The sequence below is a fragment of the Pseudomonas sp. RIT288 genome (assembly GCF_000631985.1).
Lineage (GTDB): Bacteria > Pseudomonadota > Gammaproteobacteria > Pseudomonadales > Pseudomonadaceae > Aquipseudomonas.
The window spans coordinates 205,804-229,789 of the sequence record NZ_JFYN01000002.1 but is presented as its reverse complement, the minus strand read 5'-3'; the positions used below and the strand labels follow the sequence as shown (position 1 = coordinate 229,789).

Annotated in this window: 21 protein-coding genes and 1 pseudogene; 12 read left to right on the top strand and 10 right to left on the bottom strand. The window is 58.9% G+C overall.

Going from position 1 to position 23,986, the window contains the following annotated elements:
* Window positions 1–17: 17 nt before the first annotated feature.
* The 3 genes from BW33_RS04520 to BW33_RS04505 all read right to left on the bottom strand — a co-directional run bounded on the left by BW33_RS04520 (window position 18) and on the right by BW33_RS04505 (window position 3,132).
* Window positions 18–992, bottom strand: coding sequence for a hypothetical protein (locus tag BW33_RS04520; RefSeq protein WP_047597320.1), 975 nt, complete (start codon window positions 990–992; stop codon window positions 18–20).
* Window positions 993–1,377: 385 nt separating this feature from the next.
* A complete protein-coding gene (locus BW33_RS04510; RefSeq protein ID WP_047597317.1) occupies window positions 1,378–1,851 on the bottom strand; it encodes a nuclease-related domain-containing protein in 474 nt (157 codons plus the stop codon).
* Between the two features lie 429 nt (window positions 1,852–2,280).
* Window positions 2,281–3,132: an SDR family oxidoreductase gene (locus tag BW33_RS04505; protein WP_047597316.1), complete on the bottom strand. Its 852-nt coding sequence runs from the start codon at window positions 3,130–3,132 to the stop codon at window positions 2,281–2,283.
* Between the two features lie 99 nt (window positions 3,133–3,231).
* Here BW33_RS04505 and BW33_RS04500 point away from each other — a divergent pair, with 99 nt between their 5' ends.
* A complete protein-coding gene (locus BW33_RS04500) occupies window positions 3,232–3,657 on the top strand; it encodes a winged helix-turn-helix transcriptional regulator (RefSeq protein ID WP_152546083.1) in 426 nt (141 codons plus the stop codon).
* Between the two features lie 37 nt (window positions 3,658–3,694).
* On the opposite strand, the gene BW33_RS04495 is transcribed toward BW33_RS04500, so the two are convergent.
* Window positions 3,695–4,630 (bottom strand): helix-turn-helix domain-containing protein, encoded by a 936-nt coding sequence (locus BW33_RS04495; RefSeq protein ID WP_047597315.1) that lies wholly within the window; start codon window positions 4,628–4,630, stop codon window positions 3,695–3,697.
* 559 nt (window positions 4,631–5,189) lie between these two features.
* Between BW33_RS04495 and oxdA the strand changes: the two genes are divergently transcribed.
* The 8 genes from oxdA to BW33_RS04455 all read left to right on the top strand — a co-directional run bounded on the left by oxdA (window position 5,190) and on the right by BW33_RS04455 (window position 12,064).
* Window positions 5,190–6,245 (top strand): aliphatic aldoxime dehydratase, encoded by a 1,056-nt coding sequence (oxdA, locus tag BW33_RS04490; protein ID WP_047597314.1) that lies wholly within the window; start codon window positions 5,190–5,192, stop codon window positions 6,243–6,245.
* Between the two features lie 87 nt (window positions 6,246–6,332).
* The gene (locus BW33_RS04485; RefSeq protein ID WP_047597313.1) at window positions 6,333–7,199 is read left to right on the top strand and encodes a transporter; all 867 of its coding nucleotides are present in this window, start codon (window positions 6,333–6,335) and stop codon (window positions 7,197–7,199) included.
* A gap of 81 nt (window positions 7,200–7,280) precedes the next feature.
* Entirely contained in the window at window positions 7,281–7,805 is a 525-nt protein-coding gene (locus BW33_RS04480; protein ID WP_047597311.1) for a group I truncated hemoglobin, read from the top strand.
* Between the two features lie 215 nt (window positions 7,806–8,020).
* On the top strand, window positions 8,021–9,535 hold the full coding sequence (locus tag BW33_RS04475; RefSeq protein WP_047597310.1) for an amidase: 1,515 nt from the start codon (window positions 8,021–8,023) through the stop codon (window positions 9,533–9,535).
* A gap of 49 nt (window positions 9,536–9,584) precedes the next feature.
* The gene (nthA, locus tag BW33_RS04470; RefSeq protein ID WP_047597309.1) at window positions 9,585–10,217 is read left to right on the top strand and encodes a nitrile hydratase subunit alpha; all 633 of its coding nucleotides are present in this window, start codon (window positions 9,585–9,587) and stop codon (window positions 10,215–10,217) included.
* Window positions 10,218–10,236: 19 nt separating this feature from the next.
* On the top strand, window positions 10,237–10,890 hold the full coding sequence (gene nthB, locus BW33_RS04465) for a nitrile hydratase subunit beta (protein ID WP_047597307.1): 654 nt from the start codon (window positions 10,237–10,239) through the stop codon (window positions 10,888–10,890).
* A complete protein-coding gene (locus tag BW33_RS04460; RefSeq protein ID WP_047597306.1) occupies window positions 10,887–11,327 on the top strand; it encodes a nitrile hydratase accessory protein in 441 nt (146 codons plus the stop codon). Before nthB ends, BW33_RS04460 begins: the two co-directional genes overlap by 4 nt.
* Before the next feature lie 59 nt (window positions 11,328–11,386).
* Window positions 11,387–12,064, top strand: a complete 678-nt coding sequence (locus tag BW33_RS04455) for an energy-coupling factor ABC transporter permease (protein ID WP_047597305.1) — start codon at window positions 11,387–11,389, stop codon at window positions 12,062–12,064.
* A 125-nt stretch (window positions 12,065–12,189) separates the two neighbouring features.
* Here the strand turns inward: BW33_RS04455 and BW33_RS04450 are convergent, their stop codons facing one another.
* Together BW33_RS04450 and BW33_RS04445 are read right to left on the bottom strand one after the other, a co-directional pair.
* Window positions 12,190–15,246, bottom strand: a complete 3,057-nt coding sequence (locus tag BW33_RS04450; RefSeq protein ID WP_047597360.1) for an efflux RND transporter permease subunit — start codon at window positions 15,244–15,246, stop codon at window positions 12,190–12,192.
* Window positions 15,243–16,352, bottom strand: a complete 1,110-nt coding sequence (locus BW33_RS04445; RefSeq protein WP_047597304.1) for an efflux RND transporter periplasmic adaptor subunit — start codon at window positions 16,350–16,352, stop codon at window positions 15,243–15,245. The genes BW33_RS04450 and BW33_RS04445 overlap by 4 nt, the downstream gene beginning before the upstream one ends.
* Before the next feature lie 171 nt (window positions 16,353–16,523).
* Between BW33_RS04445 and BW33_RS04440 the strand changes: the two genes are divergently transcribed.
* Window positions 16,524–17,984 carry an efflux transporter outer membrane subunit gene (locus BW33_RS04440; protein WP_047597303.1) on the top strand — a complete coding sequence of 487 codons (1,461 nt, stop codon included), beginning with the start codon at window positions 16,524–16,526 and terminating at the stop codon, window positions 17,982–17,984.
* Between the two features lie 239 nt (window positions 17,985–18,223).
* On the opposite strand, the pseudogene BW33_RS04435 reads toward BW33_RS04440, so the two are convergent.
* The 4 genes and pseudogenes from BW33_RS04435 to BW33_RS04420 all read right to left on the bottom strand — a co-directional run bounded on the left by BW33_RS04435 (window position 18,224) and on the right by BW33_RS04420 (window position 21,726).
* Window positions 18,224–19,495 (bottom strand): annotated as a pseudogene (locus tag BW33_RS04435) (OmpP1/FadL family transporter).
* Between the two features lie 200 nt (window positions 19,496–19,695).
* Window positions 19,696–20,322: a TetR/AcrR family transcriptional regulator gene (locus tag BW33_RS04430; protein WP_047597302.1), complete on the bottom strand. Its 627-nt coding sequence runs from the start codon at window positions 20,320–20,322 to the stop codon at window positions 19,696–19,698.
* A 92-nt stretch (window positions 20,323–20,414) separates the two neighbouring features.
* Window positions 20,415–21,074 carry a carbonic anhydrase gene (locus BW33_RS04425; protein WP_027611791.1) on the bottom strand — a complete coding sequence of 220 codons (660 nt, stop codon included), beginning with the start codon at window positions 21,072–21,074 and terminating at the stop codon, window positions 20,415–20,417.
* A 67-nt stretch (window positions 21,075–21,141) separates the two neighbouring features.
* The gene (locus tag BW33_RS04420; protein WP_027611790.1) at window positions 21,142–21,726 is read right to left on the bottom strand and encodes a TetR/AcrR family transcriptional regulator; all 585 of its coding nucleotides are present in this window, start codon (window positions 21,724–21,726) and stop codon (window positions 21,142–21,144) included.
* A gap of 196 nt (window positions 21,727–21,922) precedes the next feature.
* Between BW33_RS04420 and BW33_RS04415 the strand changes: the two genes are divergently transcribed.
* Window positions 21,923–22,600: a type 1 glutamine amidotransferase domain-containing protein gene (locus BW33_RS04415; protein WP_047597301.1), complete on the top strand. Its 678-nt coding sequence runs from the start codon at window positions 21,923–21,925 to the stop codon at window positions 22,598–22,600.
* A 95-nt stretch (window positions 22,601–22,695) separates the two neighbouring features.
* Window positions 22,696–23,820, top strand: a complete 1,125-nt coding sequence (locus BW33_RS04410) for an alkene reductase (protein WP_047597300.1) — start codon at window positions 22,696–22,698, stop codon at window positions 23,818–23,820.
* The last annotated feature ends 166 nt before the right edge of the window (window positions 23,821–23,986 follow it).

Genomic DNA, 23,986 nt, shown 5'->3' with positions numbered 1-23,986 from the left:
AAGCATCCCGCTTAAAGTTAACCGAAAATTTCTTCCACATCATCGGAGTGTCGAACTCCCAATACAAGCACAGACTCCAAGCTTGTAGATTTGCTTATTTCTCCAGCCAAAAGTTCAGAGTATCGCTGAAACTTATTGCTCCCCAAGGCTTTAGGAATCGGCCCAAAAATACCTTTACACACCTCTACAAAATCACGGGACGCTGATATGAATGCTTCGTCCAAATGAGTAACCTCAATGTGATCAACTGGTGAGCCACCTTCTCCACCCTTGAAAACCGTGTAGTTATGGGCAGAAACATTGCGTGCGAGTCGCAGCTTGTTGATGGCGTCACATATGTCTGACGAAAGAATACTATTCTCTTCGAGATGGTCAATATGTGTTGAGAAGTTTGGTGTAATCTTGCCTCGCTTACCATTTTCCCTTATAGGTCTCACGCGCTCTCGCCACGAGTTCCTGAACTCAGATATCTCCAGGCTTTTCTTGCTGACAATAGTCACCATAGCCTCAATGTAAGTCGAAACCGCAATTACCTGCGCGCGCTTATCAAATGTCTTAAGATCCATGCTGTGAAGAGTCAGTTTTTCTTGAATCTCGAGTTCTTGATCGGTCAAGTCAAATAGGTGTGCCTCAAGCCTAATAAAGTGCGGAACGCTATCCTTACTGCCGGCTAAGTCAAACAAGAGTCTGAACAAATCCATGCCAGTATCTTGATCACGAGAAAAATTTACGGTGATAAGTGGATGCCCAAAGCGCCTCAGCAATCCCTCAGTCACCGGAATATCAAACTTAACCTTATCAGAGTCGTGATAACCCTCGAATTCAGTGGTGCATTTCAAAGCTGATAAAATATCAAGAAGGCCCCTTAGAGTTTTCGCATCTAGCTCTTTCGTCTCAATCAAATTTGTTACGCCAAGCCTTTTGATCTCGAAAGTTGAAAGGCTTGCTCCAGGTTCGACATTGATTTTCTTCTTAAGTGTATCGATGCTCATGTGCTTTCCTTGTCAAATTGTGCTTTTGAAAATACGAACCCTAAATAACTGGTGGACGCCTGGAATCATTTAATGAAGCTTTGCCATAAATCGCCCGGAGTTTCTACACCGCGGCCCAGGTCGCAAGGACAGGCTAATCGGGGTGGCTTGCAGCTCACCCTGAAGCGCCCTCTGATGTTTGCGCAGCACCGAAGAAACTCTATCCCAGTTTTGCTGTAGCTGAAGCGATCCAAAAAGTCGCAGCCCGGAAGACTCTCTAACCTGTGCAACGGCACTCGCGCTGTTGTACAAAGCAGAAAGATCCAGCCCATTTGGAGACACAAAATCGTAGGCGTCCGAATCTCCCAAGATGTCGGCGAGCTGAAGACCCTGATTGACGTTTCCTCTACCCAGCATGCGGCTCAACTGCTCCGTACGCTGACGCATATAGATCTCGTTTTCGCGCAGGCCTTCCTTCGCGACTAGGCAGCCGAGACTTCAGGCTCTTGATTCGTTTCCTCAGCTCAAAGGTTTTCCGACGAGTTTTGTCTACCGGCGAGACTTCTGTTTCCTTCCCGTCTTGGTGCCATTTACCGCCGTGGTTGGTGATCTCGCCGCGCCAGTGCTTAAGCTCGACAACAAGAACGAGGCTGTGGGTCACGATGACAAGATCGAACTCCCCATCTGAGCCCCGCGAGTTAGCAAAACGAAAGCCTGCGTAGCCGCGCCAAGGCCATATGCCATGGCCTGACTCAGGTTTCTTCAATTGTTTGAGAACGTCAAACGACTTCCCTTTCGTGGGGCCTGATCCTGGTTCCGGAGGAAGCTCTTTGGGACCAAATGCTTTGGCTATCTTGTGGATAGCGTCGATCTCAAACAAAAGGAGACCTCCTTCCCAATAGCATACGTCCATGTAATCCCCGCGACTTTTTACAGTGGAGTCAATCTGCCATACGTTAAGGGAAATGGTGGCCTATTGAAATAAAATATCGGGGAATTTAGCGATTTGGGATTCGTTTTCTTGAGATCCGTCTAGCCCACATTTTTCGTTTTCTAGGACTAACTTCGACTTCACCCGCGCTCAAGGCTCAGAGTCTCGCCGATGACGACGGCCAACTACGCCACGATCTATTCACCCCCACTGACGGGACAAACGACCGCGCCATCCGGCAACTGACCGCCAAACGGCTGCTCTTTGCCGATTTTTTGCTTTTACCCACGGCTAGTTTGCAGTCGAGTCCAGCCGGTCATGAAAAGATCATGAGTACTGCCTGCCCGATCATGATCATTGCTGCTTGGCAGCAGTTCATCAGTGCGTCTTCAGCGCACGTTCGACGCTGATAGCAAGCGGCGTGGTTGGTCTCCCGATGAGTTCAGCCAAGGCGCGCTCGTTGCTGTAGAGCGCTCCCTGTGAAGCGCTGACGTCATAGGAAGCCAATGCTGCGGCGAGCCCCTTCGGCAAGCCAACACCTTCGAGCGCAGCGGCGTAGTCGGCTTCCGGGAGGTTGCGGTAAGGGATGTTCTTGCCGGTCTGCTTCGAGATTTCTGCCGCCAGATCAGCCAGTGTCCATGAGTTATCGCCGGCCAGTTCATAGGTCGCGTTTTCATGGCCATCAGCTGTCAACACCACGGCGGCCGCTTCAGCCAGATCCTCGCGTGTCGCTGACGAAATCCGGCCTTCGCCTGCACTACCAAACAGCGCGCCGTTAGCCAGTGCCACACCCGCGAAACCTGTGTGGTTTTCTGTGTACCAACCATTGCGCAACAGCGTGTAGGAAAGTCCGGACGCCTTGAGGGCAGCCTCGGTTGCGCGGTGTTCGTCGGCAAGTTGCAGCACGGACGAATCAGCGTGCAGCACACTGGTGTAGACAATGCGCTGGACGCCCGCCCTCTTCGCCGCCGCGATGACATTGGAGTGCTGCGCAGCACGTTGACCGATTTCGCTGGAGGAGATCAGCAGCAAGGTTTCCACTCCGGACAACGCCGCATCCAGCATTTCGGCCCTGGAATAATCGAACGCTCTTGCCGCAACGCTCAGCCCTTCTGCCTGTTCCGGCTTGCGCGCCAGGGCAAGAATACTGCTCGCGGCAACTCGCTGCTTCAGGTGCTCGATGACGAGGTGGCCCAGTTGGCCGGTGGCTCCAGTAACGGCAATGCTCATGAAGTGACTCCTTGGTGAACGGAAGAGTTGAAGAAACAGCCATGAGCGAATATAAGAAATTAGATTACTTTAAGTAAGTACGTACAAAAAGGTAAGTGTATGAATATGAACGCGCCTTCGAAATCATCAGAAAAACCGTCTGCAGTCCCATTGTCCGAACGATTGAGGCGCGGCGACGTGCTCGCGCCAGAATGCCCGTCGCGTGAAATCCTGAGCCACCTGACAAGCCGCTGGGGTGTGCTGGTGCTGATTGCCCTGCTGCCTGGCACGCTGCGGTTCAGCCAGTTACGACGCAAGATCGGCGGGGTCAGCGAACGAATGTTGGCGCAGACACTTCAGTTGTTGGAAGGTGATGGAGTGGTGGAGCGTCACGCCTATGACATCGTGCCGCCACACGTGGAATACACGCTGACGCCTATGGGGATCGAAGCCGCAGTGCGGGTGCGCGAATTGGCCGATTGGGTGGAGACGCACTACGCAACCGTGCTGCGTCAACAAGAGATGGCAGCCGTGGATAAAAGCTGAATGTCTTACGCTTGAGAAGCGTTAAGGCCCGTCCGTTTCACTCTCGCCGCAGAAGAGTATGGGGAGCAATGCCGAAGGCCTTGCGAAAAGCGTGGCTGAAATGAGAGAAGTCCGAGAAGCCGAAATCCAGCGCAGCCTGGGAAATGCTACGGACTTGACCACGCTCGATCGCGTCGCGGCTGGCGAACAACCGTGCCTTCCAGATTTCCGCGACCGGCGATTTCTGGTGGCGGGCGAAAGCGCGCGTCACCGTGCGCGTGGAGACATGGTGAGCTTGAGCAATGCGCTCGAGTGAAAGATCCGCGTCGGTCAGATACTGATGGATGTAATTCATGATCCGGCCGTACAGGTCCAACTCGTCATGTGTCTGCTTTAAATCCTGGAGCTCCAGGCTGACCACCAAGAGGTCGAGCAACGTGCTGGAATAACGACTGGACAGGCCTGGTTTATGGAAGCCTGAAGCCATGCTCGCGGCCTGGCGCAACATCTCGCGTAACGGAATCACCCCTGGGCGACGATCATCCAGAACCATCGCGGTGCACTCCGCTATGCCGGGCAGCCGCTGGCTGAGCAATTGTCGAGGAATGCGCACAAGGTGGTTATCGGTACCACCGAAGCTGAATCTGAAGGGCTGGGATGCGTCATAAAGGAACAGATCGTCCGCCGCCAGCTTCGTCCGCCGGTCAGCCTGCTCCAGTTCGCCATAACCGCTGCGGGTAAAGCCCAACCACAAATCGTCGTTCGGGTCGCTGCGCAGGTGCTGGGCGGTCCGCTCCCAATAATGCAAGGGTGCGGACAACGTGCAGATGTCCAGTGCCCCCATGCCATGCACCTCCAGCGCCCCGTCAAAATCGCTCTGCGCCAGCAGTTTGCTGTCTGCGTCCAGGCAATGGTGACACACCACCTCCTTCCAGTAATCGAACCGTTGGGGCGCCGTGACGGCAAGCGTTGAATACTGACATGTCTGGCTCATTGCATTGACCTCGCGGCGGCGGTTCAACAAAAAAGCGGGGTAACGTTTTTTGCGAGGTCAGCAATAATCAGGCCATCTGCTCAGTCTCACGCCCAGCGCTTAGCCGCGCCGCGAGATCACCCTCCGCACACTTGGCAGACAGCTCCGCCCCAACACTTCCCCTGCAACTTCCCTGGGCATTTCGTCCCTTGTTTCACAAGCCCCGCACCATCGCTGCGCATCGATGAGCTGGCCATTTACGGCTGTCCTTTTTAACCAAACGGTTGTCCATTCGAGCCAAGCACATCCCATCTCCCCTCGATAATTTTCACGCCATGCCGTGTCCCTCCCGACACCAATGACGAGGTGCCTCATGCAACGACGAGAACAGCAGCGACTGTCGGATTCGTCCTGGTTTTTACAGCGTTGGGACATGGCACCCGAAGAGTTCGCCATTTACCTGGTGCAACTCGGGACCCTCGCGCTGCAACGCCGATGGCGTGGTCCTGATCGCAAAACAACATCCACTGGCCTGTAGAACAGCGAACCGTCCGTTTGAGACGGAAATAAAGGAGCCCCCATGGAATCTGCAATCGATAAACATCTCAAATGTCCGCGGACTTTGTCGCGTCGCGTCCACGACGATTACCAGCCACCCTTCCCCATGTTTGTGGGACGGGCTGACGAAAACGTGAAGCAAGTCGTGATGGCTTACCTCGGGGTGCAATTTCGCGAAGAACAACGTGCCGCCGCCCTGCAAGCCATACGCTACATTGACGCCAGCTTCGCCCTCGCCGATGGCCCCGGGCATTACGACCTGACCTACCATCTCGACAATCAGGGGTATGGAAACTTCATCGCCGTGGGCTACTGGCGTGATCCCGTCGCCTATCACCGTTGGCTGCTTTCACCGCCGGTGGCGAATTGGTGGGGCGACGATGCGCGTCTGAGCGAGGGGCTGGGGTATTTCCGCGAGGTCATGGCCCCGCGCGCCGAGCAGTTCGAAACGCTGTATGCCTTCAAAGACGATTTGCCAGGCGTCGGTGCGGTCATGGACGGCATCAGCGGCGAGATTGAAGAGCACGGCTACTGGGGCTCGGCGCGCGACCGCTTTGCCATCTCCCAGACCGACTGGATGCAGCCGACCAGCGAACTGCAAGTCATTTCAGGCGATCCGGCCAAGGGCGGCAGGGTCGTCGTACGTGGCCACGACAACCTGACGCTGATCCGCTCCGGACAAGACTGGGTCGAAGCCGGCGAGGAAGAACGCGCGCTCTATTTCAACGAGATGCTGCCGCCCCTGCAAGACGGCATGAACTTCCTGCGTGACGAGGGGCAGGCGCTGGGCTGCTATAGCAACCGCTTCGTACGCAATATCGACCTTGATGGCAATCTCCTCGACATCGCCTATGACATCGGTCACTGGCGATCGCTCGACAAGCTGGAGCGCTGGGCGGAATCCCACCCCACTCACCTGCGCATTTTCACCACGTTCTTCCGCGTGATCGGCGGTCTTTCGAAGCTGCGGCTGTATCACGAGGTTTCGGTGGCGGATGGTAGCCAGCAACTGTTCGAGTACATCAACTGCCACCCGCAGACCGGGATGATGCGCGACGCACACGTCTCGCCCGCCTGACTCCATCGCTGACTCCACTTTTAGCCCTGCGCGTTGCCTGACTGGCGATAGCGGGGCTCTTTTTGCCCGAAAAAAGGATCTTCGATCATGAAACGGTTCCGCTACCTGTCGCTTGCAGCCCTCCTCCCCAGCCTTTCCTCCCACGCGCTCGAGGTCGATCCTGGCGACTACGAGCCGCTCCCCGTGGGCGCGACCATCGGCGTGGTCTACTACCAGCACGCCAGCACCGACAAAGCCTATTCCAACGGGCACAAGACCAGCTCCGATTTCAACCTGACGTCCGACGTCGGCATATTGCGTCTGCTGCACGTCTACCAACTGAGCGAGCGGCTGACCATCGAGCCGCAATTCCTGTTGCCCTTCGGCCATGTCTCAGGCGGTGGTGATGCGTCTGCGCTGGGCGACGCCAGCGGCATCGGCGACCTCATTCTTACTGCGCCGCTCAAGTACCGTCTAAACGACGCCAACGACACCCTCGGTGCGACCGCTTACCTGTACGTGCCGACTGGCAACTACGACAAGGACGACGCGCTCAACCTTGGCGAGAACCGTTGGAAATTCGATCTCCAGGCCGCTTACGTCAAGCACTTCACAGAAAAGTGGGCCATCGACCTCGTCGGTGACGCCATCTGGTACGGAGACAACAACGACTACGGCGCCAGCTCCGCCCGTCGCGAGCAGGACGTTTCCTATGGCGCCCAGTTGATGGGGCGCTACATGCCCGACGAGACAACGGCGCTGGCAATCGGCTTCGGCCACAGTTGGGGTGGGGAAAACCAGGTCGATGGTGTCAACCAGGACGACAGGATGGAAACCACCAACGTCCGCGTCACGGCCAGAAAGTTTCTGACCGCCAGGGACCAATTCCAGGTGCAACTAGGACGCGACCTTGCGGTGGAGAACGGCCCCAAAGAGGACTTTCGCATGAACCTGCGCTACGTCAGGGTTTTCTAGCCCTCCTCCTCTGCGCAGCCCGTATCAAGCGTGCCAACCGGCTCATGAGATGACCCTGATCTTAAACGGAGTAACCCGACAATGACCGACCAGCAACCCACCGTGGAACAACAACCCTCCCTCTATACCCGTCTTGGCGGCTATGACGCGATTTATCAGTTCGCAGGCGCCGTGTTGAGAAAAACAATGGGCCACCCCGCCATCGGGCACATCTGGGCCCATATGTCGGAATCGACGTTCCAGAAGGAACACATCAATTTTGTCGACTTCCTTTCCGAGCACTGGGGTGGCAGCGCCAAATACAGGGGCAGAGACATGGTCACCGCGCATCGCGGGATGGGGCTGACCGAGGTGCACTGGCAAGCGGTGCTCGATTGTCTGGAGGCGTGCTACGACGATTACGGTCTGGCCCCGGACCTGCGCAAGGAGGTCAATGACTTCCTCATCAAGTTCAAACCGGCGGTGATCGGCAGCCCCTCCTATCGGGACGTGGTACTCGCGCACCCGGAAATGGACCCGGCCAAAGGTATGAAGAGCGTCGGGGTTGTCTGGCCGAAACCCGGCAAGTCGTCCCGGAAACCGACCACGGCCGAATCCGAAGACTGACACGCTCGGCAAAAACCGGCGCTACAGCAATACGGCGTCCCGCTCAACCAAGCGAATGTCCTCCTCAACCAAGCGCCGCTCAATGTGCGCAGATAGCTTGATACCAGCCCGGTCGCGACATCGCCAATAGTGCGCACCGTAACCGGGCCTCCCCGAGACGACGTTTGAACAGACATTGCCAACCCAACAGGTTGGCACAGGACACAGGACACCCCATGGCCATCATCCGCCCGACGCTCGAACAAGTGCAGGATCTCGCCAGCCGCCTGCACATACAGCTGACTCCCGAGCAAGCCAGCGAATACCTGGCGCTCATGCAATCCAGTTTTGATGCCTACGATCTTGTCGATGAGTTGCCAGACTTCATCCCCCCGGTGTGCTACGAGCGCAGTGTCGGTTACCGCCCTTCAAGTACGGACAATCCGCTGAACGCCTGGTACTACAGAACCGAGGTGATGGGCGCCAGTTCAGGCAAGCTTGCCGGCAAGACGGTTGCGCTCAAGGACAATATCTCTCTGGCCGGTGTCCCGATGATGAACGGTGCCGCGCCACTGGAAGGATTCGTACCGTCATTTGACGCCACTGTGGTGACGCGTCTGCTCGACGCTGGCGCCACCATCCTCGGCAAAGCCACTTGTGAACATTACTGCCTCTCCGGCGGTAGCCATACTTCAGACCCGGCCCCTGTGCACAATCCTTATCGCCGTGGTTTCACCACCGGCGGCTCGTCTTCCGGCAGCGCAGCGCTGGTGGCGTCGGGTGAAGTCGACCTGGCTGTCGGTGGCGACCAGGGCGGTTCCATCCGCATTCCGGCAGCCTGGTGCGGCATTTACGGAATGAAGCCCACCTTCGGTCTGGTGCCCTATACCGGCGTCATGGCGATCGAGGCAACTTTCGACCATGTCGGCCCGATGACCAGCAACGTCCGCGATAACGCTCTGATGCTTGAAGTGATGGCTGGAGCGGACGGACTCGACCCTCGCCAGACCGCTCCCGAGGTCGATGCCTATAGCGATTATCTGGAACGAGGCGTGACCGGACTTCGGATCGGAATTCTTCAGGAAGGTTTCCAGCTCGCTAACCAGGACCCGCGTATCGCAGAAAAGGTGCGCAGCGCTATCGCCCGGCTCGAGGCGTTGGGCGCGCGGGTCGAGGAGGTCTCAGTACCCGAACACAACCTGGCGGGGGCATTGTGGAGTCCTATCGGCTGTGAAGGCCTGACCATGCAAATGATGCACGGCAACGGCGCGGGTTTTAACTGGAAAGGGCTTTACGACGTGGCCCTGCTGGACAAACAGGCTGGTTGGCGCGATCAGGCCGACGCATTGTCGCCGTCACTCAAGCTGTGCATGTTCGTGGGTCAGTTCGGTCTGGAGCGCTACCACGGTCGCTACTACGCCAAGGCCCAGAACATTGCGCGCTTTGCCCGCGCCGCCTATGACCGGGCGTTGAACAGCTATGACCTGCTCGTCATGCCGACCGTGCCGATCACCGCTCAGCCGCTCCCTGAGCCGGGTGCTTCAATCACCGAAACCGTCACGCGTGCGTTGGAGATGCTGGGCAATACGGCCGCTCAGGACATTACCGGGCACCCCGCCATGTCGATCCCTTGCGGCCTGGTGGACGGACTGCCCGTGGGGCTGATGCTTGTGGGAAAACATTATGCCGAAGGCACCCTGTATCAAGCCGCAGCAGCGTTCGAGGCCTCTGTCGATTGGCGGACGTTGTAAACCGGCGCATCGCACTGAACGTGAGTAGCAAATTCAGAGGGGTCAATACATGAGCCATACGCACGAACATCATCACGATCACGATCACACCGAGCCCCCCGAGGCCATCGCCCTGCGTGTCAAGGCGCTCGAATCCCTGCTGATCGAAAAGGGTCTGGTCGACCCGACCGCCATGGATGCGCTGGTGGACACTTACCAGCACAAGGTCGGCCCGCGCAACGGCGCTCAGGTGGTCGCCAAGGCCTGGTTCGATCCCGATTACAAGCACCGGCTACTGGAAGATGCCACTGCGGCGATTGCCGAACTGGGTTTTTCCGGCGTGCAGGGCGAAGACATGGTGGTGGTGGAGAACACCGCGACCGTGCACAACGTGACGGTCTGCACGCTGTGTTCCTGCTATCCCTGGCCCACTCTGGGCTTGCCCCCCGCCTGGTACAAATCCGCACCCTATCGCTCACGGATAGTCATCGATCCACGTGGCGTGCTGGCCGAATTCGGTTTGCTTGTTCCCGATGACAAGGAAGTTCGGGTCTGGGACAGCAGTGCCGAGCTGCGCTACCTGGTACTGCCGGAGCGTCCGGCGGGCACTGACGGCTGGAGCGAAGAACGCCTGGTCGAGCTGGTGACGCGTGACGCCATGATCGGTACCGGCCTGGCGAAGACACCGGGCGACGCAGCCTGACCACGCGAAGGAGAAAACCATGAACGGTGTACACGACTTAGGCGGTATGCACGGGTTCGGCCCGGTGCTCACCGAAGACAATGAACCGGTGTTCCATCACGACTGGGAACGCAGGATCTTTCCGCTGTTCGCCTCGCTCTTCGTCGGCGGATATTTCAATGTCGACGAATTCCGACACGCCATCGAACGCATGGAACCGGCGGAGTACTTGCAGTCGAGTTACTACGAACACTGGCTGCACGCCTTCGAGACCCTGCTGCAGGAAAAAGGCGTGATCAGCGCTGGCGAACTGCAGGGCACGGTCAAACCGACCTCGCCGACGCAGCCCCCAACGGTGCTCACACCAGACATCGTCGAGGCGGTGACTCTTGGCGGCGCTTCATCCAGGGCGAAAGAGCCTGTCGCCGGCCGTTTCCGGGTTGGTGACCGAGTGCGGACGAAAAATTTCAATCCAACCACCCACACCCGACTGCCACGCTACGCGCGCGGCAAGGTCGGGACCATCGAGATTGCACACGGTGCGTTTGCCACCCCGGACACCATGGCCCACGGTCTGGGCGAACAACCGCAACAGGTCTATGCCGTGCGCTTCAGTGCGACAGAGCTGTGGGGCGTGGCGCGACCGGACAGTGTCTGCATTGATCTGTGGGACAACTATCTGGAGGCCGTATGAACGCCAGCAAGCTTCACATCCCGCCCATCACCGGGCTATCTCTCGACAATGAAGGCCCGGTGTTCGACAAACCCTGGCAGGCCCAGGCTTTTTCCCTGCTGCTACACCTGCACCAGATCGGTCTATTTCCCTGGAAGGACTGGGTGCAGACGTTCAGCGACGAGATCAAGGCAAGCCCGGCGCAGCCCGGAGAAAGCGTCAACGACACGTACTACCGGCAGTGGATTGCGGCCATGGAAAGCATGGTCACCGCACTCGGTTTGACCGCTTTCGAAGACATCACCCGGCGCACCGAAGAATGGCAGCAAGCCTACGTGAACACGCCACACGGACAACCGGTCACGCTGCTCAATGCGAGTTGCCCGCCGCCCCATGGACATGAGCACGAACACCTGCCACGGCGCGAGCCGGTAGCGATCAGCCGAGCCGCAAACTGAGAGCGCAGTCATCCGTTTTTTTACTGTCGAGGTCGCGAAGCGGCCAAGGAGCAATCGTCATGCATATCGAACCTGATCTGGTGGAGGCCGGAAAACTCTGGCTGAGCTATGTCACTGCCGCAGGTGTCGGCGCCTACACCGTCAAACTCGCGGCGCAAGCCATCGGTGAGCGTGGGGTCTTTTCGCTGCTGGCTCGGACTGTCACTGCCACGGCCCTGGTGTTCAGCTTCTTCGAGCTACTGCCGCACTATCCGGTCGGTGTTTCCGAGGTGCATCTCATACTGGGGTCAACGCTGTTTCTGCTGCTTGGCGCCGCACCCGCCGCAGCGGGTCTCGCCCTGGGGCTGCTGATCCAGGGCCTGTTCTTCGCGCCATTCGACCTGCCGCAATACGGCATGAATGTCACCACGCTGCTGGTACCGCTGTGCGCAGTCGCTGCCCTGGCGAAACGCATCATCGCGCCCGACACGCCGTATGTGGAACTGAGTTACAGACAAGCGCTGGGGCTGTCGACCGCTTTCCAGGCAGGCATTGTCGCCTGGGTTGCGTTCTGGGCTTTCTACGGACAAGGCTTCACAGCCGAAAACGCCCTGTCAGTTCTGACCTTCGGCAGCGCCTACATGACCGTCGTCGCCCTCGAACCGCTGCTGGACCTGGCCGTACTGGCCGCGGCCAAGGCCAGCCATCGCCTGCGGGGTAGCACGCTGCTCGAACGCCGTCTGTACCAGGCCGCCTGAGTCGACGCACTCCAGTCCAGATCGGCCTGTCCCGGGCATTCGAAGAGCGTAATGCTCGGGGGATCAACCGCAAGAACCGCTCGCGACTGCCGTAGCAGTCGCGAGCGGTGAAGCTGGCTTCAATGCTATGGCTTACTGATCTTGAACCAGATGGAGTACATCGCCGGCAGGAACACCAGCGTCACGATGGTCCCGACGAACGTACCGCCGATCAGTGTGTAAGCCAGCGTGCCCCAGAACACCGAGTGCGTCAGCGGGATGAACGCGAGGATGGCCGCCAGCGCAGTCAGCAGCACCGGGCGAGCACGCTGTACCGTGGCTTCGATCACGGCGTGAAACGGATCAAGTCCTTCTTGTGCGTTGTGATGGATTTGTCCAATCAGGATCAGCGTATTACGCATCAGAATCCCCGACAGGGCGATCAACCCGACCAAGGCGTTGATACCGAACGGCTGCTGGAAGAGCAGCAATGTTGGCACCACACCAATCAGCCCGAGTGGCGAGGTCAGGAACACCATGATCATTGCCGACACCGAACGCACCTGCAGAATGATGATCAGCAGCGTGACGGCGATCATGATCGGCAGCAGCGGCAATATCGCTTGCCCAGCCTTGCCCGACTCCTCGATAGCCCCCGATTGCTCGATACGATAGCCCTCCGGCAGCGTGTCGATGACCGGCTGCAGCGCCTTAGTGATCACGTTTGAAACGTCCGGAGGCTGCAAGCCTTCGGCAATATCGCCGCGTACAGTGATGGTCGGCGTGCGATCACGACGCCGAAGGACGGGATCTTCCATGCGCACGTCCACCGTCCCCACTTGCGACAGCGGAATCCGCTGGCCCGCCGCGCCCACCAGCGTAAAACCTTGTATTTTTGCAGGGTCGAGCCGGATGTCCCCCGCCGCACGCCCGATCACTTGGACCGAACGGATGTCCTCACGAACGGCCGTGATCGGTACCCCGGCAAGCAGGAACTGCAACTGCTGCGCGACCGCACTGGAGGTCAGTCCCACCGCCTGCAAGCGGTCCTGATCCAGGGTGAAATGCAGCGCGGGTGTCAGCGGCCCCCAGTCAGTATTGACGGTTCGCATCAAGGGGCTCGCCTGCATCACGGTCTGCACCTGAGCGGCAATCTCACGCAATGTCGAGGGATCGGGCCCCATCACTCGGTAGGCGACAGGAAACGGTGAATACGGACCAAACACCAACTGCGTCACCCTGACCCGCGCTTCTGGAGCAAGCCCTTCGGCGACGGCCTCGCGCAGACGGAGCTTGAGGACTTCCCGTGCTTCCTGGCTCTGCGTCAACACCACAATCTTCGCGAATGACGGATCAGGCAGTTCCGGCGCCATGGCCAGGTAGAAACGCGGCGCACCCTGTCCGATATAGGCCGTGACGATTTTTGCTTCATTCTGCTTTTGCAGCCATGCCTCGACTTTGGCGGTGGTGATACTTGTCTGCTCGATGGAGGTTCCATAGGGCATCTGCACTTCGATCAACACTTCGGGACGATCCGAGGTGGGGAAGAACTGCTTCTTGACCAGGCTCATGCCGACAACGGCCAGGACAAACGTCGCGATCACAGTACCGGCGACCAGCCATTTGCGGGCGATGACGCGCGTCAAGATCCGGCGGAAGCGGTTGTAGTTGGGCGTGTTGTAAATGGCCGCGTGACCACCTTCGACCTGCTTGATGTCAGGCAACAGCTTCACACCCAGATAGGGGGTGAAGGCCACCGCAACCACCCATGAGGCAATCAGGGCAATGCCTACGATCCAGAACATGTTGCTGGTGTACTCGCCAGCGGTCGATTGCGCGAAGCCGTTGGGCAGAAAGCCGATAGCGGTCACCAGCGTGCCGGAAAGCATCGGTGCGGCGGTGTGACTCCAGGCATACGCGGACGCTTTGATACGGTCGTAGCCCTCCTCCATTTTCACCACCATCATCTCGATCGCAATGATGGCGTCGTCCACCAGCAGTCCAAGCGCCAGGATCAGCGATCCCAAGGTGATCCGGTCAAAGTTCTTGCCCGTTGCCGCCATCACCACAAACACCACGGCAAGCGTCAGTGGCACCGCTGCGGCCACGACAATACCGACGTGCCAGCCCATGCTGAGAAAGCACACCAGCATCACCACCAGCAGGGCGACGAAGAACTTGATCATGAACTCGTCGACGGCTGAACTGATATTCACCGACTGATCGGTGACTTTGCTGAGTGTCATGCCCAGTGGCATGCCTTCGTTGATCCGGGTTGTCTCCACATCCAGTGCCTTGCCCAGGTCCAGGCCGTTCCAGCCCTCGCGCATCACCACACCCAGTAACAGCGCTTCCTCACCGTTGTTACGCACAAGGAAGGTGGCCGGATCTTCGTACCCCCGCTCGACCGTAGCAACGTCCGAGAGCTTCAACGTGCGCCCCTGAATCGCCAGCGGTGTGTCACGAATCTTCTGCACCTTGTCGAAGGCGCCGTCGAGACGCAGGAAGACTTCTGGCCCCTTGGTTTCAATCGAGCCGGCCGGCGTCAGTACGTTCTGATTGTTCAGCGCGGCAAAAATATCCTGCGAGGTTACCCCCAGCGTGGCCAGCCGATCATGGGAGAAGGAGACAAAGATGCGCTCGCTCTGCTCACCAATGATGTTGACCTTTTTCACGCCTGGCACATGCAACAGGCGCTGGCGCAGCGATTCGGCATCACGTACCAGCAGTCGCTGCGGCTCGCCTTTGGCTTTCAAGGCAAACAGCGCAAAGGTCACATCTGCAAACTCGTCGTTGACCATCGGGCCAATCACGCCGGCCGGTAGCTTGATCGACTCATCGTCGAGTTTTTTGCGCGCCTGGTAGAACTCCTCCTGCACTTGGGAGGGCGGCGTACGATCAAGCAGTGTCACCACGGTGAAGGCAAGCCCCGGACGAGTGTAGGTTTCCGTGCGGTCGTACCATTTCAACTCTTGCAGGCGTTTTTCCAGCGGCTCGGCGACCTGGTCCTGCATTTCCTGCGCGGTTGCGCCCGGCCACGCAGTGATGACTGTCAGCTGCTTGACCGTAAACGGCGGGTCTTCCGCGCGCCCGAGCTGGAAAAACGCCAGGATCCCGGCAACACCGATCAGGAAGATCAGGAACACCGTGATCGAACGTTCGCGAACGGCGAGCGCCGAAAGATTGAAGCGCCCCTGGCTCATGGACGGCTCCCGGCAACCTGGACGTCAGCCTGTTGAGCCAGTCTCACCTCCTCCCCCTCACGCAGAAGATGTGCGCCTAAAGCGACAACTTGCTCACCGACCTTGAGTTCACCGTCGACTCGCGCAATGTCATCGCTCACGCCCAACATCCGCACAGGCCGCCAGGTCACCTTGGCCGGGTTGCCTGCAATCACCCAGAGGCCGGGGCCTTTGCCTGGGTCATAAACCGCCGCCAGCGGCACTTGCAACACCTGTGCATTTGCGCGGCTGCCAGCGATCTGCAGCGTAACGGTCGAACCCAACGGCGCATTGGCCAGCGCGCCCTCCAGCACATACCGCGCCTCAAAGGTGCGCGTCATGCGATCGGCCGAATCAGACAGCAGCCGCAGCCTGGCTGTCACGGCACCCGAGGTGTTGCCATAAAGTGTGGCCTGCGCGGTCGAACCTGCCGCCGGACGTAGCGTCTCGGGCAGGTGCACGATGGCTTCGCGCTGCCCTGCCCGCGCCAGTCGAACCACGGCTTGTCCCGGGCTTACCACTTGTCCTGGCTCGGCCAGCGTCTCCACCACCACGCCATCGGAATCAGCAAGCAACACCGCATAACCCGACGCGTTGCGAGCGACGTCAGCCTGCGCTTGCGCCGCGCTCAACTGAGCTTTGGCGGTATCTGCGGCGGCTTTGATCTGATCGTAGGCCGAGGCCGAGATGGCGCCGGCGGCGACCAGGTCGCGATACCGGGCCTCGTCATCCGCGGTCTGTATGGCTCGCGCCCGAGCGGCCATGACCGACTCTTGCTGTGCCCGCGCCTGCAGCCCGAGATCAATCGGGTCGAGGCGCATCAGTGGCTGACCTCGTTTGACCGTCTGGCCTGTGTCAACCAGGCGTTCGAGTATTTTGCCCGAGACCCGAAAGCCGAGGTCAGCCTCGACGCGGGCGATCACGATACCCGTGAAAGAACGTGAAGTATCTGAAGCGGCCTGAACCGCAGCGGATCTCACCAACGGGGCACGCGTACGGGGATCGTCAACGACGGATGAGTCACCACACGCCGTCAGGACGAGCGGCAACAGACAAACGGCAATAGGTACAGCTAGAGGCCGGCGCATAGGTTCCGTTACTCGAGAATAGGACATGCTCGGCATTTTCAGTACGGTGACCAATAATGTCAATGGTCACTTCCTTGTAGTGCATGGCGCAGATATCCAAGTTATCGTTGACCTGAAAGATGTGACCATAATTTAATATGGTCACTTACCATCCTCGTTGCAGGTACCTCAATGTCTCCTGTTCGCCCTATCACGCTTTTGGTGACCGCCAGCTTGATGGCAGGCTGCGCGGTCGGTCCCGACTATCAACGGCCTGCCCTCGCGCTTTCCGATCGTTACCTGAGTCAGCCAGCAGCCGAACAGACGCCGGCAACGGCGCCGACCCGCCTGGTCAACTGGTGGGAGAGTTTTAACGATCCCGTGTTGACCGGTTTCGTCACCCAGGCGCTGGAACAGAACCTCGATCTGGCACAAGCAGCGGCGCGGGTCACACAGGCACGGGCAGGATTGGGGGCCGCAAATGCCGCTCTGTTGCCCTCCGCGAGCATTGATGGCCAGGCCGCACGCGCCTATCAATCCGTCGAGACGCCGCTCGGCCAGGTGTTGAACTCAACGCCTGGCTATGATCGCTACGGAAGTGCCTACGAGCTCAACCTCAATGCCGGCTGGGAGATTGATGTCTTTGGCGGGCTGAGACGCGAGCGCGAAGCCGCACTCGCCGAATACCAGGCCTCCAAAGCGGGCGCAATCGCTACACGCCTGGCCATTGCAGCGCAGACGGCCGATATCTACATCACCCTCCGTGGGTTGCAGGCGCGACTGGAGATTGCCAACCGCCAAGTCGAAACGCAGCAGGGACTGCTGCAGAAAGTCCGCCTGCTCTACGGCAAGGGCCTCGCTGCCCGCTATCAGGTTCAACAGACTGAGGGAGCGCTGGCGCAGGTCCAGGCAAGCGTGCCAGTGTTGCAGACCGGCCTGGATGCCGCCATGAATGCACTGGACGTCATGCTCGGCACCCCGCCAGGGACTCACCGCACGCAACTGGCCGGTACGGAGCGCATTCCTGTTGTGCCGCCGATAAACGCCTCGGGAACGCCGGCCGATCTGCTGCGCCGCCGGCCGGACCTGATCGTCGCCGAGCGCCGCCTGGCAGCCTCCAATGCACGTATCGGCGTGGCGATTGCCGAGTACTACCCGAAACTCTCGCTCAGCGCATTGCTCGGTAGCGCAACGGCTGTTTCCGGCGGCAACCTGTTCACTGGCGGCGCCAGTCAGTCGGCGGCCGTCCTTGGGTTGCGCTGGAGACTTTTTGACGTAGGCCGGATCAACGCGCAGATCGATCAGGCCAAAGGACAGGAAGCCGAAGCGCTGGCCGCTTATCGTCAGTCGGTGTTACGCGCCACTGAGGATGTCGAGAATGCCTTCTCCGCCCTGGTGAACCGCAACCTTCAGGCCACCACGCTCGCGGGAGGCGAGGCTTCTCTGACACAGGCTCGCCAAGCGTCTTTTATCGCCTACGGAAAAGGCACCGCAAGCCTGATTGATGTGCTCCACGCCGACGAAACGTTACTCCAGGCTTCCGATGCCCGTGCGCAAGCACGGACAGAATCGGCGCGGGCTGCGGTCGCGGCATTCAAAGCGCTCGGCGGCGGCTGGCAAGTTCCTGAAACCCTGCCTGTTGCGTCGCGATGAAGCTCGCCAGCTGCGCAAAGAGTTTGCTCGACAGTACGCAGCAAAAGGCCGATCGCGGTTTTGACGTGGGCCATGCCACGGCGTTTTCATCAGAGCCTGATGGCCAAAGTCATGGGGGTTTGACGTACAAAAAAGGGCCATCCTCGCTGCGAGAATCGGCCCGATAAACATGCCCTTGCGCGTGTGGGGGCGGGAGGCAGCACGCCCTCCCGCCCCCACATTGTGAGTACAGCCCTCAGCTAGAAACGGTAGCTGACAGACGTACCGAGCCCGCTCGCACTGTTCTTGTATCTGGCACTGTAGGCACCTCTGGATGACGAGGTGTCGTTCACCTTCACGCTCTCCTCCCAGAGGTAGGAATAAGCGAAGTCGATGGTGAGATTTTCCACCGGCGTCCAGCCCGCACCGAAGCTGATAACCTTTCGATCGCCCGTAGGAATACGGGGACCGCGATGGGTGTTGTTGGCGGGTGATTGATCAACCGAAAACCCGCTACGCAGCACCCACTGGTTATTCAATTGATAGGCGGCACCGATGGCGTGAGCCCACGTGTCATGCCAGTCCTGCTCTTCGCTGATCGTCCCCAATTGGCCGCTCAGCAACGGCGGCAGGCCGCTGTTTTCGATCGTCAGCTCCTTGAAACGGCTCCAGCGCGTCTAGGTGCTACCGACATATAACGTCCAGTCATCGTTGAGTTGGTGTGTCGCCGAAAAGTCCACCGACTCCGGCGTGTCCACATCCAGCGATGCGTCATAACTGCGGCCGCTGACGCCCAGCACGCTGAAGATGCCATCGGTGACCTTGGTTTTCGCATCCAGGTGGTAACTGACTTTGGAGTGATAAGTCAGCCCCAGACGGGTTTGATCTGTCGCCTGCACCAGCACACCGACATTGAAGCCCAGCGCGGTGTCATCACCCGTGCTTTTGAGCTTGCCGTCATTGCGCCCCGGGGTTAATGGATTGGGCACCATGCCCGATATCTCTCCACCGATACGGTTGATGGTCGGACCGAAACCGATCGAGACTTTTTCGTTAAAGGCGTAGCTGATGGTCGGTTGGAAAGTCAGCGTGGTGACTTCGCTCTTGTTGGCGTAATAGCGTCCGGCAAACCCACTGCCGTAGTCGGTGATCAACCCGAAAGGTACATAAAACCCAACGCCGAATGCCCAGTGCTCATCGATGGGTTTGACGTAATAGCCCATCGGTACGGTGGTCGTGGGCACCATATCGCCGTCCTCCTTGCCGCCGAACGTACTGCGAGTCCGGCTGATATCGGACTTGGCGAACAATGTCGCCGCCCCCACGCTGACCTGCTCTTGTTTAAGTCGCGCCATGCCCGCCGGGTTGCCGTAGATCGTACTGGCGTCTTCGGCCGATGAAGATCGCCCGGCAAACCCGGACCCCATCCCGCTGATGCTTTGTTCGTTGAGTGCAAAGCCACCGGCAAGCACATTGGAAGACGCAAGCACGACGGCCAGGCCCACGGGGCTCTTGAGCATTGTTTTTTTCATTGTCGGGACTCTATGGAGATCACTGGAATAGAACATCGAGCACTACAGCGAAGCCATATTATCCATGTGACCAATTCAGTCAATGGTCACGACGAGCAAAATATTGCGCCTTCCCGGCAATCATCTGCCGGGAACAGGAAGCGTCATGCGGGGGGATGTCGTTTTGACTCGAATCGACTGAAAAATTTGATCAGCGACAGTCAGGGCATGAGGCTGCGCAGGATGAGGTTGGAGGTCAGCGTGGGCGCTTGCTCGATGAAATCCAGATTGTGCTGCAACAGCAAGGGGTTGACGAAAGGTCGCAGCGCCAGATCGATCGCCTCGACTGTCTCGTCCAGTGGAGTCTTGCGCTCGAACTCCCCCGCCTCTCGCCCTTGCCGCACGATGTCGACAATAAAGTCTTTGATCTGTGCTTCATACACCTGGGCACTGTGCCAACGCTCCGAGGCGGAAAACGCCGCGATGTCGTAAAGCTTGCGGTCGTTGAAGAACAGGTTCACACCCGTGGCAATGACGGTTTTTACCAATCTGCGGAAACGCTCGGTCGCCGAAACAGCTTCTGCGTTAACGGCCTGTTCGACCGCTGCAACGATTTGCCCCAGACAATTGGCGCAAATGGCCTCGCCAATCGCCTGCTTGGAATCAAAAAACTTATAGATGTACGCCTTGGAAAAACCGATGGCCTTGGCCAGGTCGGACACCGTGGTTTTAGCGTAGCCATACTGGCTGAAGTGCTCATTGGCGGCGGCGATAATCTGGTCACGAATGTCGTGCTCGGCCGGGCCACGAGTGTTCGGCGAGGAGGCAGATATTGATAGCTGATTCATGGCAGCAGCTTACTCATCCTGTTGCGGGCTGACAACTTGTGACCACACAGGAATAAGGTCACAAGTCTGGCGATTTCAGATGAGGCCAGCCGTTACATCTGCTTGCCGTTGCGCGCAGTGATCGCCACGGTAGTCGGCGAATCAGCCAAGGGAACAAAGCGTCGGGTTGAACCATCCAGCGCATCGATGCACCCCGCCTCGATGTCGTAGACCCATCCGTGCAGATTCATGCGCCCTTGCTCGAGCGCGAGGGCCACGGAGGGGTGCGTGCGCAGGTTCGCCAGTTGCGCGATCACATTTTCGCGGACCAGACCATCGAGCTTCGCGCGGGGTGTGTCGAACTCATGCGCCGCGTTGATCGCTTTCGCAGCGTCCGCGTGACGCAGCCAATTGGCGACCGCCGGAAGATGATCCAGACAGGTGCAGCGCGATATCGCCCCCATCGCTCCGCAGTCCGAATGCCCGCAGATCACGATGTCCTGTACGCCGAGTACGGCGACAGCATATTCGACGGTAGCGGACACGCCACCGGGTTCGGGACCGTACGACGGCACAATGTTGCCGGCGTTGCGGATCACGAATAGTTCACCGGGTTCGCGCTGTGTAAGAAGCTCAGGCACTACACGGCTGTCCGAGCAGGTAACGAATAACGCCTTCGGATTTTGTGAGGTCGCAAGTTGCTTGAACAGCTCGACACGTTGCGGATATACCTCACGCTGAAAGCGCAGAAAGCCGTCGATAATGTCACGCATGAAGTTCTCCAAATCCTGATGCCGGATGCTTGCAAAAGTACTCGATATGAAAGGGTCGTGGGTGTTTTCAGCGCTGCAACAGCCGCTTCGTCATCACCATCGACGTCTGCAGCGACTGCCCCGTACGCTGCAGCTTGTTCAACAAACTCGCCCCCAACCAAAGCTGATAGAGCGTTTCTGCCAGTTGCCGAGCGTCGGTCTCTGGCAAGCTTTTATCCAACTGCCCTTCTTCCAGGCACGTCGTGATACGCGCAACAATGCGCTCGGCGCCGTCACGCAAGGTGAGGCGCATCGACTCGGACAGGTCGGCGACTTCCGCGCTCAACTTCACCACCAGGCATTCATCGCCATGACCTTCCAGGGTGCAGCGGTTCTGCCAGCCCTGCCAGTAATCCATCAGCCGTTCATAGGCACTGAGCCCAGGCAGAGTCAGGCGTCGTTCCATGTCCGCCAGGTAGCCGACAAAGTAATCCTCCAGCAGCGCCTGGCCGTAGAGTTCCTTGGATTTGAAGTAGTGATAGAACGAGCCCTTGGGCACACCGGCGGTCTGCAGGATCTCGCTCAGGCCAACGCTGGTGAAGCCCTTTTCGGCCATCATGCGGTGACCGGTGTCGAGCAGGTGTTGGCGGGTATCGTCGTAGGTCGGTTTCATGGGGCGCAAAATACCAAACATTAGACCAGTCGTATATTTCTGATGAGCAGGAGTTTGCCACAGTGATGGCTCGGAAACACGAGCGTAAAAATTTACTAGACGACCGGTCTAATATGAATCTATTCTGTACCCGTCACTCCTTCCGAGGTGTCGCAGACGAACCCGTCGAGGACACCAGACCAATACAGGGCGCTCTATGAAAATCTTGATGGTTCTGACTTCGCACGATCAGCTTGGCAACACCGGCAAGAAAACCGGCTTCTGGCTCGAAGAGTTCGCGGCCCCCTACTACGCCTTCAAGGATGCCGGCGCGCAGATCACTCTGGTATCGCCGGCCGGCGGCCAGCCACCGCTCGATCCGAAAAGCGATGAGCCCGATGCACAAACCGCTGAAACCGACCGCTTCCGCCAGGACCCTGCTGCTCAGCAGGCACTGGCCAATACCGGGCGCCTGGCGGATGTCCGCGCTGACGATTTCGATGCCGTGTTCTATCCCGGTGGCCATGGCCCGCTGTGGGACCTGGCCGAAGACAAACACTCGATCGCGCTGATCGAAGCCTTCGACCGCAGCAACAAACCTCACGGTTTCGTCTGCCATGCGCCGGGCGTTCTGCGTCACGTGGTAGCTGCCGATGGCAAACCGTTGATTCAAGGCCGGGACGTCACCGGTTTCACCAATGCCGAAGAAGCCGCTGTAGGCCTGACCGATGTCGTGCCGTTCCTGATCGAAGACGAATTCCAGCGTCTCGGCGGCCGCTACTCCAAAGTCGCTGACTGGCAGGTTCACGTGGTGACCGATGGCCAACTGGTGACGGGTCAAAACCCTGCCAGCTCGGCAGCCGTCGCCGAAAAACTGCTGAAGCTGTTGGGCTGAGCCCTCCAGCGTCCAGACACCGTGCGCATGGCGCACGGTGTTTTTTTTGCCGCACTACTAGTCGACTGGTCTAATAAGACCAAAACAGGAATCACATGAAAAACAGCCCTTACTTCACCCCCGTCAAACTGGGCCTGCACACCCTGAAGAACCGCATCGTCCTGCCGCCCCTCACCCGCCAGCGCAGCACACAACCGGGCAATGTCGCCAACGCATTGATGGCCGAGTATTACCAGCAACGCGCCGGCGCCGGTCTGCTGATCACCGAAGGCACGCAGATCGAACCTCGCGGTCAGGGCTACGCCTGGACTCCCGGCATTCACACCCCTGAACAAATTGCCGGATGGCGCACAGTCACCGAAGCGGTGCATACAAAGGGCGGCGTGATATTCGCCCAGCTTTGGCACGTCGGACGTGTGTCCCATACCGCGTTGCAACCCGATGGTGCGGCCCCCGTATCCGCTTCTGCCATCGCCACCGAGCGGGTCAGCGTGTTCATTGAAACCGCGCCGGGCGCCGGAGAGCTGGTTACGCCATCCGCGCCGCGAGCACTGAGCACCGATGAGGTCCAGGAACTGGTTCAGCTCTATATACAGGCGGCGCGCAATGCGATGGACGCCGGCTTCGACGGAATCGAACTGCACTGTGCCAACGGCTATCTGGTGAACCAGTTCATTTCTGCCCACAGCAATGTGCGCACCGATCAGTACGGAGGCTCGCTGCACAATCGCCTGCGCTTTCTGCGTGAAGTGGTGTCGGGTGTCGCCGAGTGCATCGGCAAGGAGAAGGTCGGCGTGCGTTTCGCACCGCTGTTCACCACCACCGATGAAGCGCGCACCTATCTGGGCATGGTCGAGGAAGACCCGCACACCACTTACATCGAAGCGATCAAGGTGCTTGAGGATGTGGGCATTGCCTACCTGTCCATCGCTGAAGCGGACTGGGACGACGCGCCCGCGATGCCGCAAACCTTCCGCCGTGCGGTACGCGATACCTTCAGTGGCGCAATCATTTACGCCGGACGCTACAACGCTGAATCCGGTGCGCAACTGCTTGAATCGGGACTGGCGGATCTGGTGGCTTTCGGCCGTCCGTTCATGGCCAACCCGGACCTGCCGGCGCGCATCGCCAATGACTGGCCGCTCAATCCGCTGAACCCCGCCACGGTCTACGGCGGCAATGCCGAAGGCTATGTGGATTACCCGACCTACAGCGAATAATTCCGCGAATTCGCACAGCGCTCCCACTCCCTCGGGAGCGCCCCCTCTCTTCCCCGCTACACCCGCAACCTCGCGCGCTGCGCTGCGAGGTTTTCGTATCTGCACAAAAAAGATTGCCGATTCATTGTCAGGTGGATTTTTTCAGCCTATCTTGAATAAAACCTAT